This is a genomic window from Sulfurospirillum sp. MES (genome assembly GCF_000789415.1).
In the GTDB taxonomy this organism is placed as follows: domain Bacteria; phylum Campylobacterota; class Campylobacteria; order Campylobacterales; family Sulfurospirillaceae; genus Sulfurospirillum; species Sulfurospirillum cavolei.
The window spans coordinates 322,402-336,653 of the sequence record NZ_JSEC01000002.1 but is presented as its reverse complement, the minus strand read 5'-3'; the positions used below and the strand labels follow the sequence as shown (position 1 = coordinate 336,653).

Sequence of the window (14,252 nt, the reverse complement as noted above, 5' to 3'; positions counted from 1 at the left end):
TTTATTTTCCGATCAACGTTTTATAGTAGCTATCGTAGTCGCTAATTTTGGAGCTACTCCAACTAAACCATGACGTTTCGATGTCTTTGACGCGTGCGTAAAACGGCAGTTGCGTTTCGCCCGAGTTGGAAATTTTAACGGTTTTGATCGTATTGAAATTGTGGCAATCGACGAAATACCCTTGGTCTTTGATACCGAAGAAGATCAAAGAAGCCGTGTTTTGATAGCATGCTTGTCGAAAAATCGCTTGATCGGGGTTTGGACGATAGAGTTTACTAAGGTATGCCGCAACAAGATCGGGGTGAATCCACGTAATGTCCGAATACTCTTTGGTAATGTCGCGAAAGACGTTGGCGTTTGGAACGACGATCAATGCACGATCGTACAGGTAGTTCATAATCACTTCGTCGCCGACGATCGGTTTGACGCCCGCTTCGGGGAATGCGCCTTGAGAGAGCATTTCAAATTTAGCAAGTTTTAAAACGGCTTTCGTACCGTCTTTTTGGACGACGTCGCCGCGGGCAATAATCGTGGTCGTTTTAGCATCAAAAGAGTGTTTAATAACGCCGCTCGCACCTATAACAATCTCCGGAGAATCGGCAATGACGACTTGGGTGTCGGACGTCTCAAGAACCTTCGTCTTGTATTCTTTAAAGAGGGTTTGAGCTTGCGCAAACGTACATAACACCAAAAAAGATAGAGCTAAAACGAGCTTATTCAATACGAACTCCTTGAAGGGCAAACTAACCCTTTATTTTTTGCCAATGATTATACTATAGAGTTCTTTCATAACGCTTTATGGACGGGGTATTCTTGAGGGTTCGAAGCGGCAATCGGAGAAAAATTTAGGGATTTTGCTAGGCTTTCTTAGGCGTTTTGTAAGATTTGTTCCGCTAAAATCCATCCAGACGAGGAGGGACAATGACTAAACTAATCATCGCGTGGCTGCTACTGCTATCCTTCTCCGCCGCGGCTTATTTAGAAGAGCTCAAATGGCCTAAAGGCGAAACTTTCTTAACGTTTCTAGAACACAATCAACTTCCTTCATCGATTTACTACAGTTTGGATAAAGAAGAGCAAGAATTGGCCGCCGAGATTATCGCCGGCATCAAATACCAAGTCCTCCGCAATAGCGATACGAGTGCTTTAGAGCAAGTGCTGATTCCGATCGGTGAAGAGCTTCAGATGCATATCAAGCAAAAAAACGATCAGTTTATCATGGAGATAGAGCCGATTGCCGTCCAGTTGGAAGAGCATGCTTTGGTTCTTGATATTCAAAATTCTCCTTTTGTGGATATCGTCAATGCGACGAAAAACAATCTTTTAGCCAACGAATTCGCGCAATCGTTTCGCGACAGCGGCGTCAATCTTCGCAATTTGAAAAAAGACGATCAATTGGTATTACTGTATCGCCAAAAACGAAGGCTCGGCAAACAGTTCGGTTCTATCAAGATCGACGTTTCGATGATCGAGACCAAAAATAAACAAAACTATATTTTTTATTATAAAGAGAGTTATTACGACGCTAAAGGTCAGGAACTCGAAAATTTCTTGCTCAGTACGCCCGTCAATTATACGCGTATCTCTTCGCCGTTTACGTTGATGCGCTGGCATCCCATTTTACAAAAGTACCGTGCGCATTTAGGTATCGACTATGCCGCAAGCGTGGGAACGCCCGTCAAATCGGCAGGTAACGGACGCGTGAATTTCGTCGGCGAAAAAGGCGGTTACGGCAATACGATCGAAGTGAGTCACGACGGCAGTTATAAAACGCTTTACGGACATCTTAACGGCTTTGCCAAAGGGCTTCGTAGCGGACAAAAGGTTAAACAAGGGCAAGTCATAGGCTATGTCGGTAATACTGGGCTTAGCAGCGGACCGCACCTGCATTTCGGACTTTACCGTAATAATGTCGCTATCAATCCCGCAAGCGTCGTCAAAATCGCTAAAAGTGCTTTAAGCGGTAACGACCTTCGCGGATTTTTGGAGTATACTAAAGCGCTGAAAGAGAAGGTTGAAACGGCTTTAAAAGAACATGTGCCTCCCGTAGAAGAAGAAAATTTCGAATACGCGTATCCGTTCGATAAAAAAAGCGACATGTAAGCAAACGATAACCGTTTTGCGATAGAATTTAAAAAAAAAGAGAAGAAGAGTCCATGATACGATGTTTCTTTAAAAACAGCAATAAGCTAGAAGTCATTACGGATTTGAGCGAATTCGACGATAACGAAGATAAAAAAAGCAAAGTCGTTTGGCTTGACATGTTACTTCCGACCAGCGAAGAGATCGTCTTTGTCGAACATACGTTCGGGATCGATTTCCCGACCAAACAAGAGTCCGAAGAGATCGAGATCTCGTCTCGTTATTGGGAAGAAGATAAAAAAATCGAAATCAACAGTTTCTTTTTGATCGCCAACGACGATAGTGCGCATAACGAAACGGTTTCGTTTATTTTGCAGGGCAATCTTTTGATCTCTATTCGCTATAAAGAGCTCAAAACCTTTGAAGAATTTAGCAAACGCTTTTACTATGCCCCGCGCGAATTTAAAAACGGTTACTACATCTTTTCGCAACTTTTAGACATCAGAATCGACGCGGACGCCGACATTATCGAAAAACTTTCCAAAGACATCACGCGTTTACGTAAACACGTTTTTACCGACTATACGAACGATGATGAAGAGATGTTGGAGAAAATCTCCTCGTTTGAAGATTTGAATATGAATATTCGCGAAAACTTGATGGATAAGCAACGCATCTTAACCTCTTTTTTAAAATCGAACAAATACGACGACAGTTCGCTTCGAGGCGACATCGTCATCATGCTTAAGGATATTAAGTCTTTGATCGACTATACCGAATTTAATTTTGAAAGACTTGATTATTTGCAGAACATTTTCGTGGGCGTTTTGAACATCGAGCAAAATAAAGTCATTAAAATCTTTACGATTATGAACGTTATCTTTTTACCGCCGACGTTGATCGCGAGTATTTACGGAATGAACTTTAAAGTTTTGCCCGAACTTGATTGGCAATACGGATATGCCTTTTCACTCTTTTTAATGGCACTTTCGGCGATTACGCCTATCTTGTTTTTTAAGAAAAAAGGCTGGATTTAAGCGATGGACCATACGATTGAGGTGCTCAAAATCGAGGAGTGTATCGACTCGTGCTATATTAAACCCAAAAGCATGTACTACATGCACAACAATGTCGAAAAACGTTGGGATATCGTCGATACGCATAACAGCGTCGCCATTTTACTTTATCATAAAGCCTTAGACTCTTTTGTATTCGTCAAACAGTTTCGCCCTTCTATTTATCTGAAAAATCATGACGGCTTTACGTACGAGTTGTGTGCGGGCATCGTCGATAAAGACAAAAGCCTAATCGAAATCGCGCAAGAAGAGATACTCGAAGAGACGGGCTATGACGTACCCTTAGGTAAAATAGAAAAAATTTCGTCGTTTTACACGGCGGTAGGTTTTGCGGGCGGTCGTCAGACGCTTTATTACGTCGTTTTAGATGAAAGTATGAAAGTGAGCGAAGGCGGCGGAATCGACAATGAAAATATCGAAGTGATTTATTTGAAGCGGGAAAAAACGATCGAATTTATGTTCGACGAGAGTATCGCGACCACATCAGGGCTGATGTTTGCGCTGATGTGGTACTTTAAAACGTATGAGCCTACGAAAACGTTTGTTAATTAACACCGACTAAAATATTGGAAGCTTTGATGATAGCGTAAATGCTATCGCCTTTTGCCAAAGAGAGCTCTTGTTTCGCATCTTCGGTAACGACGGCGGTAACGACGATACCCGCTGGCGTCGTGATAACGACTTCACAATTGACCGCTCCGTTTTTAATCTCCGTGATCGTTCCTTTGATTTTATTGCGTGCGCTAACTGCCAATGCGATGTCGGCTTTTGCCAGTAAAACGCTTTGCGCTTTGAAAATACAGACCACTTCGCTCCCCGCTTTCAAGCCGAGCATTTCAACCGCATCGTTGGTAATAACGGAAACAATTTTTTCGCCGCTAGCGGGAGTGACGATCACTTCACTGTTAACGGGTCCTTTTTTCACTTCGACGATTTTTCCTAAAATTTGATTTCGTGCGCTAATCTTCATATGCAATCCTTTTTAGTGTGTCTATCAAGCCAAAACTTAATACATGTGAGAATTATGTCACGGACGGATATGTATTGTCAATTGCTAACGCAATCATCGCGATGCGTTGCTATTTTTTCTTTCCGGCTTGTGCGATTTTGTCAAACGAAATATACGATGCAAAGCATTTATACGTCAGGACATATACCGTACCGATGAGCGTTGCGATGCCCAAAGTAACGATAAAACTTGAAAAAACGGCGGACAAAAAGATAGCGTAAACTTCACTCATCGTGCTTCTCCTTAGTGCAATGAAACATATTGTATCGTAATATAATTAAAAATATAACGTATAGCACGAAAATTGCCGCAATGTCACCCGAAGTACCTACAAACGAGTAGCCAAAAAAACATACGCAAGATCGAAAAAAACGGTTTTAGACGATCTCTAACTGCTCTAAAATGTCTTTAGTCAGTTTGGAAAGAGGGCGTTTGCCCAAATCTTCATCGGCGATGTAACCGCCAAAAATAAGGCGCAGTAAATCTTCTTCGTTTTTAAAGAGCGTTCCCTCGTAGTTTTTCATCAGCTCTTCGATGTAGCTTTCATTGTACATAATGGATTTTTGGATGAGTTCTAGGACGATGTCTTTGTGGTTTTTATAAATCTCTTCCAACGCAAAATCTTTGATGTTTTTTTTGGCTTTTGCGTCGTTTGAACTAAGCTCTAAATCAAACCCTTTTTCATCGTAATAAAACGAACTATCCTTTACATGTAAAGCAAAACGAGCTTTGTCATCGAAGCCCTCAACGTAAGGATGCACATGCGTCGTAAGTGAAAATCGCTTGCGCCCTTTTATGCTTGAGTTACATGTAGGGCAACTGGGTATGAGATTGTAAAACGACAATGCCAAGATCGGATAGGTCGCTTTATCGTAAAAATGGTCAAATTGAGGGCGTGTTGAGCCATTTTTAGAGTGAACCGTAAACGTATAATTGCGATTGCAATACGGGCAAACATTTACATGTAAAGATTCGGCAAGGTCGTAGGCATCGTATCTTTTCTTTTTATTGCAAAAATTATCGTATAGATTTATCATAAAATTAAAAGTAGTATTGCCTTTGTACGCCATCGCAATTTCATGCAGTTTTTGAGGTTTGGCGGTAATGACTTCTTCAAGAGAATATTTACATGTAGGAAATTTTATTTTTGATTTCAATACTTCAAAATGCTTTTGCGCCAGCTCTTCCAAATTTGGCGTGGCAATTTTTATCATGAGTTATTGACCAAAATATCTAAGCGATTTTTGAGACTCTCTATTTGGTTTTTAAGCTCATCGATCTCTTTTATTTTGTCCAGTTTTTTACTATCAAGCATACGCTGTAATTGCCTTTTGACGATAGGCTCACCAATGATGTGAATATACTTTTGCGCTTCATCATCGTCTGTAATGGGAGACTTTTTACCGTTTAAATAGTCAATCACTTCATTGATTTTACTTTTCGCAAACTCGCCCATAAGCCCCTCTTTCATAAAAAAACCATGAGAGAGTAGGGTGTGGATATTTGCTCCAAAGGTTTCGATATTTGGGTAAACTTGTTTTCCTTTTTCTAGGAAAATGACGTTTTCTTTGGGGATGTCTGAAAGGAGAAATGGGGAATGCGAAGTAATAACTAAATGAGCATTTTTTTTCAATTTCGTTAAAATATTCATCATTTCATTTAGAAAACTTTTTTGCCAATTTGGGTGTAGAGTATTATCAGGCTCATCCAATAAAAACAAAAAATCACTATTATTAAAATGAACTAAATTGACAAAAAAGCTATAAAGCGTTTTTTCTCCATGGCTTAATGAACCATATGAGCTACCATTTTGTGCCATATAGTCAAATGATAATTCGTCAATCATACGGCGAAATAATAATTGAATATAATTTTCTCCAAAAAGTTCTCTTAATTTTTTAATTTTTATCATTTTATTAGCATGACTTATTAACTGAGTAAATTCGCTTTCATCTACAAAATCTATTTTCATACCTTCTAATATTTCTTGTATTTCTTCGTAATTGACTGTAAGATAAAAATCTTTTGGATGTAATTTTTCAGTTAAATCAATATGTTCAAAAATTTTTGCAATTGTCCCAAATTTATTGAGTAAATAAATCATATATTCATTATCTAGGTCTCTAAGTGCTCGTAGTGTATCAACGATAACACTTGTATCTGCAGTATGTTCCCAACCTAAAGCTGAATGAACTTCTTCAATATCCTTTTCTTCAAATTCATAATCAGAAGCTATCCAATCATTGATAAATTCATAACCAATGTAGTAAGGTTTAAAATTAAAAAGCGAAAAATCAATTGTTTGTAATTTAGCATAATTTTCTGTAATGAGCTGATTTGTTTGAGATAAGTCAATAACTGTTAATCGACTTTGTGTTTTTGCTAAGGAAAGATGATGATTATCCATAGAAAAATATAATATTTTTTTAAAAACCTCCCTTGTAGAGCGTTTTTGTTTTAAAGGGGTATTTATAAGAATATTATTCGAATAAACAGTAAGTTGATTATTCTCAGACATAACACAAAAAACTTTTTCTTTTGTTATCATACTACTTAGAATTGCACTCTTCCCGCTCCCATTTTCCCCAACAATCGCCGTGATATTGATATTGTCAGGAAAGATTGAAATGTAGTCTTTTTTCTCTTCAATCGTGAGTTCGCCATTTTCATATTTACATGTAAATCTAGGCGAGAAATTAAATCCTTGATTTTCGATATTTTTATACTCTTCAACCCACAAATAAACCAGTTCTATGTTTACTCCAAATGTTTACATGTAAAGCCAAAAAACTTTACATGTAAAAAGGTTTTAATCACAAAATCGTTTCGTCAAATCCCCGTATGTCTCGATTCTTCGATCGCGTAAAAACGGCCAGATGCGTCTGACGTGTTCGCCTCTTTGTAGGTCAACATCGACGATGAGCACTTCTTCTTGGTCGTGGCTGGCTCTCACGATGATCTCGCCTTGAGGTCCAGCTACAAAGGAGTTGCCCCAAAAGCGGATGCCGTCTAACACACCGTGGTTGTCCGCTTCTTTGCCGATGCGGTTGACGCTGATGACGGGTAAGCCATTGGCGATGGCGTGTCCTCGTTGTACGGTTTCCCATGCGTCGCATTGTCTTCGTTTTTCATCTTCCGTGTCTTCATCAAACCAACCGATAGCGGTGGGGTAGATGAGCATTTCAGCACCTTTAAGTGCCATCAAACGCGCGGCTTCGGGGTACCATTGATCCCAACAGACCAAAAGTCCTAGTTTGCCGACACTGGTTTGGATGGGGTTGTAACCCATGTCACCAGGGGTGAAGTAGAATTTTTCGTAAAAACCGGGGTCATCGGGGATGTGCATTTTGCGGTATTTGCCTGCTACCGTGCCATCTTTTTCAAAGACGACGGCGGTGTTGTGGTACAGACCGGCGGAGCGTTTTTCAAAAAGGGACGTGACTAAAACGACGTTATTGGCTTTGGCGATGCCTGACCAAAAAACGATGTCCTCTTCCCAGTTACTGGCAAGGTCAAAACACGCTACGTCTTCGTTGATGCAAAAGTAGCGGTCTTGGTGGAGTTCTTGCAAAACGACAAGCTGTGCGCCTTCATGAGCGGCTTTTTTGATGAGCGAAACGGTTTTGGCTATGGTTTTTTCTGACGTGCTTTCAATGGCGTGTTGGATGAGTCCGACTTTCATAAAAAATCCTCTTGTGCGCTTAGGTTATAGGGTTTAATTATACATTAATGAGCTTTTAATCGGTTTTAATTTAGAATTTTGATGAGTATTATCAAGAAGGAACATTATGAAAGCACTCTCGGATCTCAATGCCGGAGAAAAAGGCAAAGTCAAAAAAATCGACGCCGAGGGAGAATTGAAGCAGCGGCTTTTTTCGTTGGGGCTTCGAAAAGGAAGTCTCTTGGAAGTGAAAGCCATGAGTATGGCAAAAAGTACGATGGAGATCGAAGTCGGTACGACACTTTTGGCACTGCGTTTTGAAGAGGCCAAACGCATCGGAATCGAGACGCTATGAACGAGCTGATTATCGCCCTTGTGGGGCAACCCAATGTCGGCAAAAGCATGCTCATCAACTCGATCGCCGATGCGAGGCTTAAGGTCGGCAATTTTTCGGGCGTTACGGTCGAAAAAGCCGAAGTCAATTTTAGTGCGCAAGGGCATTCGATTAAAATCGTCGATTTACCCGGCACGTATTCGCTCAACGACTACACGCAAGACGAACGCGTGACCAAAGACTTTTTGCAAAACGAGCATTACGATTTGATTATTAACGTGGTCGACGCGACCAATTTAGAGCGCAACTTGTATTTGACGACGCAACTTTTGGAGCTCGGCAAAAAAATGATCGTCGCGCTCAATATGATGGACGAAGCCCACAAAGAAGGGCAATGCATCGATCATGAACAGCTGAGTTCTATTTTGGGCGTGCCGTGCGTCAAAGTCTCCGCCGCAACGAAAAGAGGCATCGGTAAGTTGCTCAACCGCGCCATCGACGTTTCGCTTTTCCCGCTTGAAAAATCCAAACTGATTTACAGCGACGTCGTAGAAGAAGAAATCGGCAAGCTCGCTTCGTTTTTAGACCGCAAGCATTATGCTTCCCGCCTTTCGTCGCGTGAAATCGCACTGAGGCTTTTACAAGAAGACCCCGCAACTTACCGCAAGATGCACGAAGAGCCGATTTGGGTCGAGCTCTCTTCGTTTTTGAAAGAGGCGTTAGAGCATCTTTACGTTCATTACGAGACGAAAGACGTCGCCGAAATTTTTGCCGAAGAACGCGCCGCATTTGCCAAAGGCGCGGTCGTTGAGACTTTAAGTTGTAAAAAATGCACCTCGCAAACGCTCACGCAAAAAATCGACGCCGTGTTAATTCATCCCGTTTACGGCATTCCCATCTTTTTCTTTTTAATGTGGAGTTTGTTTCAGTTAACGTTTACGCTAGGATCGATTCCGATGGATTGGATCGATGCTTTTTTCGTTGCTTTGGGCAATTATGCTAAAACGATTTTCGGAGAGGGCGAGCTAGGCTCTATTATCGCTGACGGCGCAATTTCGGGCGTGGGTGCGGTGGTGATGTTCTTACCCAATATCGTCATTTTATTTTTAGGCATCGCTTTGTTGGAGACGACCGGATATATGGCGCGTGTTGCATTTTTACTGGACGGATTTTTCCACCGTTTCGGACTTCACGGCAAAAGCTTTATTCCTCTTGTTACGGGTTTTGGTTGTTCGGTACCTGCGTATATGAGCGCGCGCACGCTCAAAAACGATAAAGATCGGCTGATTACGCTTTTTATCATCGGGTTTATGAGTTGTGGGGCGAAACTTCCGGTTTACGTGTTGTTCGCCGGAGCGTTTTTCGGGCAAGAACATGCGGGTAACGCTTTGTTTGCGATCTATCTTGCCGGAGCGTTTATCGGGCTTTTGGCGGCAAAATTTTTGAAACGATTCGTCTTTAAGGGTGCAGACGAGCCGTTCGTCATGGAAATGCCCAAATACCGCCTGCCTTCGTTGAAGCTCATTTGGCATACGGTCGTAAGCAAGGCGATTATGTACCTTCAAAAAGCGGGAACGTTTATTTTAGCGGCATCTTTGTTGATTTGGTTTGCGAGCAACTATCCCAAATATCCCGACCTTGAAGCCTCTTTCGATCAGAAAATCGAACAAGCAAGCGACGAGGCTTTAAAAGTCGAGTACGAAAACGAAAAGTCCAAAGTTTTGCTGGAAAAAAGTTTCTTAGGCAAAATCGGAAAATCGACCGATTGGTTGTTTACCCCGTTGGGATTTGATTGGAAAATGACGGTCGCCTTGGAGTCAGGATTGGCGGCTAAAGAGGTCGTCGTTTCGACCTTAGGGGTTTTGTATGCGCTCGGTTCGGGCGTGGACGAGGGCAACGAAAGTCTCATTGCGGAGCTTCAAAAGCAAATACCTTTGGCTTCGGCGGTCTCTTTTATGATCTTCGTGATGTTTTATTTGCCGTGCCTTGCCGCTTCCATCGTTTTTACGAAAGAGAGCGGCGGTTATAAATATTTGGCGTATCTGTTCGTCTTTACGACGATCATCGCTTGGGTTTTAGCCTTCATCGGATACCGCGTGACCTTGTTGTTTAGCTAAAGGTCTTCGTCGATCTTGAACGACGACACGCGATCGTTCATCTCCGAATCGTCGTAAGGATCAAGGTGTGCGGTGATGACCCATTCGTCGTTTGGGATCAGCTCTTTGATCTTCTCTTCGATGCGATCTCCCGCGTGGTGCGCACGTAAGAGTGAAATACCGGGGCTAAAAACCAAGTGAACGTCGACGAAGTTGGTATTGCCCGATTTACGAGTTTTCAGGTAGTGAAAATCGCTAATCTCTTTTTCCGCGACGATGATGTTGCGAATATCTTCTACGATCTGTTCGTCTAAGGAGGCGTCTAGCAAAATATACACGCCGTCTTTAATGAGCTCGTACGCCGAATGAATAATATAAATCGAAATAACCACGCCCATAATCGAGTCGATCAGCTCAAAATGCGTTATTTGGATAAGAACGAGCGAAATTAAAATAGCACCGTTGCTTAAAACGTCCGTTTGGTAATGAAGCGCATCGGATTTGACGACCATACTGCGCGTTTTTTTCGCAACGTAGTTGAGAAATGCGACCAATGCAATCGTCAACACCAAAGAGATTGCCATCACGAGGATGGAACTTCCCAAATATTCCAAAGGCTCATGCACGATCGCTTTTTTAATCGACGTGTAAAAAATAAAAAGTCCCGAAACGCTAATGACCGTACCTTCGATCACGGCGGCTAAGGCTTCGATTTTGCCTTTACCGTAATTGAACGTTTTATTGGCGGGTTGTTCGGATTTTAAAATCGCAAAATAGTTGAAGGCGGAGACGATAAGGTCTAAAACCGAATCGATCGCCGAAGCCAAAACGGCGACGGAGCCGCTCATCAAGCCGATAAAAAGTTTGACGATAATTAAAACGCTTGCCGTGGCACTGGAGACGACGGTTGCTTTTTTTTGGAGTGTCACGAGAGGTTATCCTTCTTTTTATAAATATTCATCGAAGCGCAATGCAAACTGCCGTGCTCGCGAATCAACACGGAAGCGTCGATGCCGACGATTTCACGCTCAGGAAAATAACGCGCAAACGTTTTAAGTGCTTTGGTATCGTAGGCGTCGTTGTAAAGCGGTACTAAAACCGCGTTGTTGATTAAAATAAAATTGAGGTATGTCGCGGGAAGGCGATGATCGTTAAAGAACTTCGCCGAAGGCAAAGGCAGCGGAACGAGATCGAAAGAGGTTTTTTTGAGCTCTTTTTCCATCTTTTTAAGTTCGTCGTAGTGTTCGTCTTCTTTGTCGTAGCATTTCACGTAAGCGATCGTATTTTTGTTTAAAAAGCGTGCCAGCGTATCGATGTGCGAATCGGTGTCGTCGCCCATAAGCGCGCCGTGCTTTAAGATAATCAACTCTTTGAGTCCGAAAAGCTTAATCAACGTTTTTTTGATCTCTTTTTTTGAAAGGTGTGCGTTGCGGTTCTCTTCAAAAAGGCAATATGCGGTCGAAAGCATCACGCCATGTCCGTTGCTTTCGATGCTTCCGCCTTCCAGTACGAAATCGATGCTTTTGAGCTTTCCTGTTAAAAAGCCCTCTTCAAAAAGGCGTTTGGTAATCGTGTTGTCGATACTTGCGTCAAATTTATTGCCCCATGCGTTGAAGATGAAGTCGTAAGTACGGCGTTGATGGTTTTTGTAAACGTTGATGCCTCCAAAATCGCGTATCCACGTATCGTTCGTGAGCATTTCGACCAGCGTGATATTTTGAAGCGTGGGCAAAATGTTGGCAAGGTGTTGTTTATCTTCGCAAACGACGATGCACGGTTGAAAGCGCGCGACGGTCGAGATAAACGTGAGATACGTTTGATGAATTGCTTCGATGGAGTGCGCCCAGTCGCTCTTTTTGGGAGGGAAAACGACGATGAGAGCCTCTTGTTCTTCCCATTCGGCGGGTAATCTTAGTTTCATTTTGTGCTCCGTCTTTCGTGTATTTGGGCTAAATTATACCAAAATAGGTTTGAGCGAGGCTTTTATAAGGTAAAATAGGGACGAAATTGTTTTTCCAAAGGCTCTTACATGTTATGGCAAGATAAAACCAATAAAAGCATCCGCCAAATCAATTTTATGGCACTTTTGTTTGCGGGCTTGTTTGTTTTTATTTTTGCTTGTTTGATTATCGCGAACGAATATTTTGCTTACCAAAAAGAGATCGAACGCATCGAAGCATCGTATCCGTCGACGTTGTTAACGCTTGGAAACAGCGTCGAAGCGTCGCATTCGCTTGAGGTCGTTTTGGAGCATAAGCACAAAGAGTACAAAGATAAAATCATCGACTTTATGGTCAAAATTTATGCGTTAGCACTCGTGATGTATATGATCAGTACGATCGAGTACCGTTACGTCAACGAGTTGATGGCGCGCGAAGTGCGTTTGATCGTCGCGTCGTTTAAAGAAGCGGCGCAGAGTTACCGTTTTATCGATACGGAAAAGATGCGTTTTCGGGAATTTCGCGAGATTGCCAACCACGCCAACGCGATGATCGAGGAGATTCACGGTAAAAACGACGATCTCGCAAAGCTCAATGCCAACTTGGAGGCGATCATCGAGCAAAAGACCGAAGAGCTCAAACGCTCGGTCGCCTATACGCAAGAGCTCTTGGAAACGCAAGACCGTTTTGTGAAAAATGCGATCCACGAGATCAATACGCCTCTTTCGATTATTTTGATGAACATCGATTTGTACAATCTCAAATTTGAGAAAAACCCTTACCTCGTCAAAATCGAAGCGGCGGTGAAGGTGCTGGACAATATTTACGAAGATTTGGCGTACGTGGCAAAAAAAGATCATGTCGTCTATGCCAAATCGATGGTCGATTTTTCATCGTTTTTACAAGAGAGGGTGCATTATTTCGAAGATGTTGCCGAAGGAAACAAGCTGACGCTTTGTACCGACATAAGCCCCGATCTTTTTATCGTTTTCAACGAGATCGAGTTGCAGCGTATTTGCGACAACAATATCTCCAATGCGATAAAATACAGTTACGAAAAACAAAACGTACATGTCAAGCTTTACGCGCAAGAGGCGTTCGTCGTCTTTGAAGTACAAAACGTCGGCGATACGATTCAGTCCCTTGAAAATCTCTTCAGCCGATACTACCGTGAAAACGACGTTCGCGGCGGTTTTGGCTTAGGGCTCAATATCGTCAAAGAGATTTGCGATCGTAACGACGTTGAGGTCAGCGTGGCTTCGGACACGTCGACGCGCTTTACGTACCGTTTTAGGAAAGTATAACAATGAAAATTTTACTCTTGGAAGACGAATGGATGCTTCGCAGTTCGATTGAGGAGTATTTGGAAGCGTTAGGGCACAAAGTCGTGAGTTTCGGTAAAGGAGACGAAGCGTATGCCGCGATCCGCCAAGAGTCGTTCGATCTTTTGATTTTGGACATTAACATTCCGAAAATGACGGGTTTGGAACTCTTAAAATCGCTCAACGAGATCGAACAAAACTACCCGAGTATTTTTATTAGCGCCAACGTCGATATCGACGATATTACCCAAGCGTTTGAACTCGGAGCGTCGGACTACCTTAAAAAACCGTTTCATCTGAAAGAGTTGGGGCTTCGCATCGATAAAATTAAAAAAGAGTATGAGATCAAACGGATGCAACACATCATCTTAAGTCCCAAATACGTCTTCTCCAAACAAGAGCAAATGTTGTTTTACAATAACAACGTTCAAGTCCTGACTAAAAAACAGTTACGAATAGTGACACTATTGTGCGAGAACATCGGCATCGTGGTGGACTTCGAAAAATTTCGCAGTTACGCATGGAACGACGAACCGGTCGACAATGCCACAATTAGGGCTGAAATAAGCCGTTTTCGTAAGCTTCTTAAGGAAGATTTTATTGTCAATCTCAAAGGCGTCGGCTATAAAATTGAACGTTACTTACCGGAGCAAAAGCGTTAAAAGTTACAAAAATACACATTTATTTTAAATATCCTCACGGTTTTTCTGCTATTTTGAAAATGCTACGATA

15 protein-coding genes are annotated in these 14,252 nt (G+C 42.2%); 7 read left to right on the top strand and 8 right to left on the bottom strand.

Features of this window, described 5'->3' with window-relative positions:
• Position 1: 1 nt before the first annotated feature.
• Positions 2 to 721, bottom strand: a complete 720-nt coding sequence (locus tag OA34_RS05215; protein ID WP_286682864.1) for a plasminogen-binding N-terminal domain-containing protein — start codon at positions 719 to 721, stop codon at positions 2 to 4.
• A gap of 200 nt (positions 722 to 921) precedes the next feature.
• Here OA34_RS05215 and OA34_RS05210 point away from each other — a divergent pair, with 200 nt between their 5' ends.
• The 3 genes from OA34_RS05210 to OA34_RS05200 are packed head-to-tail and all read left to right on the top strand — an operon-like array spanning position 922 to position 3,710.
• Positions 922 to 2,103, top strand: coding sequence for a peptidoglycan DD-metalloendopeptidase family protein (locus tag OA34_RS05210; protein WP_039673079.1), 1,182 nt, complete (start codon positions 922 to 924; stop codon positions 2,101 to 2,103).
• Positions 2,104 to 2,156: 53 nt separating this feature from the next.
• Positions 2,157 to 3,119: a magnesium/cobalt transporter CorA gene (gene corA, locus OA34_RS05205; RefSeq protein WP_039673077.1), complete on the top strand. Its 963-nt coding sequence runs from the start codon at positions 2,157 to 2,159 to the stop codon at positions 3,117 to 3,119.
• A gap of 3 nt (positions 3,120 to 3,122) precedes the next feature.
• The gene (locus OA34_RS05200) at positions 3,123 to 3,710 is read left to right on the top strand and encodes an NUDIX hydrolase (RefSeq protein ID WP_041963586.1); all 588 of its coding nucleotides are present in this window, start codon (positions 3,123 to 3,125) and stop codon (positions 3,708 to 3,710) included.
• Here the strand turns inward: OA34_RS05200 and OA34_RS05195 are convergent.
• From OA34_RS05195 to OA34_RS05180, 5 genes are all read right to left on the bottom strand, one after another.
• On the bottom strand, positions 3,703 to 4,128 hold the full coding sequence (locus OA34_RS05195) for a TOBE domain-containing protein (protein ID WP_039673075.1): 426 nt from the start codon (positions 4,126 to 4,128) through the stop codon (positions 3,703 to 3,705). The two genes, OA34_RS05200 and OA34_RS05195, sit on opposite strands and share 8 nt — an antisense overlap.
• A gap of 109 nt (positions 4,129 to 4,237) precedes the next feature.
• Complete coding sequence (locus tag OA34_RS13565) at positions 4,238 to 4,399, bottom strand: hypothetical protein (protein WP_156143411.1); 162 nt, start codon at positions 4,397 to 4,399, stop codon at positions 4,238 to 4,240.
• Between the two features lie 145 nt (positions 4,400 to 4,544).
• The gene (locus OA34_RS05190) at positions 4,545 to 5,381 is read right to left on the bottom strand and encodes a hypothetical protein (RefSeq protein ID WP_039673073.1); all 837 of its coding nucleotides are present in this window, start codon (positions 5,379 to 5,381) and stop codon (positions 4,545 to 4,547) included.
• The gene (locus OA34_RS05185; protein ID WP_039673071.1) at positions 5,378 to 6,907 is read right to left on the bottom strand and encodes an AAA family ATPase; all 1,530 of its coding nucleotides are present in this window, start codon (positions 6,905 to 6,907) and stop codon (positions 5,378 to 5,380) included. Before OA34_RS05185 ends, OA34_RS05190 begins: the two co-directional genes overlap by 4 nt.
• A gap of 69 nt (positions 6,908 to 6,976) precedes the next feature.
• Positions 6,977 to 7,849, bottom strand: a complete 873-nt coding sequence (locus OA34_RS05180) for a carbon-nitrogen hydrolase (protein WP_039673069.1) — start codon at positions 7,847 to 7,849, stop codon at positions 6,977 to 6,979.
• Positions 7,850 to 7,955: 106 nt separating this feature from the next.
• On the opposite strand from OA34_RS05180, the gene OA34_RS05175 reads away from it, so the two are divergent.
• The gene (locus OA34_RS05175) at positions 7,956 to 8,183 is read left to right on the top strand and encodes a FeoA family protein (RefSeq protein WP_039673067.1); all 228 of its coding nucleotides are present in this window, start codon (positions 7,956 to 7,958) and stop codon (positions 8,181 to 8,183) included.
• A complete protein-coding gene (feoB, locus tag OA34_RS05170) occupies positions 8,180 to 10,279 on the top strand; it encodes a ferrous iron transport protein B (protein ID WP_039673065.1) in 2,100 nt (699 codons plus the stop codon). Before OA34_RS05175 ends, feoB begins: the two co-directional genes overlap by 4 nt.
• On the opposite strand, the gene OA34_RS05165 is transcribed toward feoB, so the two are convergent.
• A complete protein-coding gene (locus tag OA34_RS05165; protein ID WP_039673063.1) occupies positions 10,276 to 11,187 on the bottom strand; it encodes a cation diffusion facilitator family transporter in 912 nt (303 codons plus the stop codon). The genes feoB and OA34_RS05165 overlap by 4 nt on opposite strands.
• Positions 11,184 to 12,179: an agmatine deiminase family protein gene (locus tag OA34_RS05160; protein WP_039673062.1), complete on the bottom strand. Its 996-nt coding sequence runs from the start codon at positions 12,177 to 12,179 to the stop codon at positions 11,184 to 11,186. Before OA34_RS05160 ends, OA34_RS05165 begins: the two co-directional genes overlap by 4 nt.
• Before the next feature lie 108 nt (positions 12,180 to 12,287).
• On the opposite strand from OA34_RS05160, the gene OA34_RS05155 reads away from it, so the two are divergent.
• On the top strand, positions 12,288 to 13,502 hold the full coding sequence (locus tag OA34_RS05155) for a sensor histidine kinase (protein WP_039673060.1): 1,215 nt from the start codon (positions 12,288 to 12,290) through the stop codon (positions 13,500 to 13,502).
• Between the two features lie 2 nt (positions 13,503 to 13,504).
• The gene (locus tag OA34_RS05150) at positions 13,505 to 14,182 is read left to right on the top strand and encodes a response regulator transcription factor (RefSeq protein WP_039673059.1); all 678 of its coding nucleotides are present in this window, start codon (positions 13,505 to 13,507) and stop codon (positions 14,180 to 14,182) included.
• Positions 14,183 to 14,252: the final 70 nt, after the last annotated feature.

What these genes read in the sequence shown, in the direction of transcription:
- OA34_RS05180 (WP_039673069.1), bottom strand. Translation starts at nt 7,849, where the DNA reads ATGAAAGTCGGACTCATCCAACACGCCATTGAAAGCACGTCAGAAAAA.
- OA34_RS05200 (WP_041963586.1), top strand. Translation starts at nt 3,123, where the DNA reads ATGGACCATACGATTGAGGTGCTCAAAATCGAGGAGTGTATCGACTCG.
- OA34_RS05155 (WP_039673060.1), top strand. Translation starts at nt 12,288, where the DNA reads ATGTTATGGCAAGATAAAACCAATAAAAGCATCCGCCAAATCAATTTT.
- feoB (WP_039673065.1), top strand. Translation starts at nt 8,180, where the DNA reads ATGAACGAGCTGATTATCGCCCTTGTGGGGCAACCCAATGTCGGCAAA.
- OA34_RS05160 (WP_039673062.1), bottom strand. Translation starts at nt 12,179, where the DNA reads ATGAAACTAAGATTACCCGCCGAATGGGAAGAACAAGAGGCTCTCATC.
- OA34_RS05175 (WP_039673067.1), top strand. Translation starts at nt 7,956, where the DNA reads ATGAAAGCACTCTCGGATCTCAATGCCGGAGAAAAAGGCAAAGTCAAA.
- OA34_RS05150 (WP_039673059.1), top strand. Translation starts at nt 13,505, where the DNA reads ATGAAAATTTTACTCTTGGAAGACGAATGGATGCTTCGCAGTTCGATT.
- OA34_RS05195 (WP_039673075.1), bottom strand. Translation starts at nt 4,128, where the DNA reads ATGAAGATTAGCGCACGAAATCAAATTTTAGGAAAAATCGTCGAAGTG.
- OA34_RS13565 (WP_156143411.1), bottom strand. Translation starts at nt 4,399, where the DNA reads ATGAGTGAAGTTTACGCTATCTTTTTGTCCGCCGTTTTTTCAAGTTTT.
- OA34_RS05210 (WP_039673079.1), top strand. Translation starts at nt 922, where the DNA reads ATGACTAAACTAATCATCGCGTGGCTGCTACTGCTATCCTTCTCCGCC.
- OA34_RS05190 (WP_039673073.1), bottom strand. Translation starts at nt 5,381, where the DNA reads ATGATAAAAATTGCCACGCCAAATTTGGAAGAGCTGGCGCAAAAGCAT.
- corA (WP_039673077.1), top strand. Translation starts at nt 2,157, where the DNA reads ATGATACGATGTTTCTTTAAAAACAGCAATAAGCTAGAAGTCATTACG.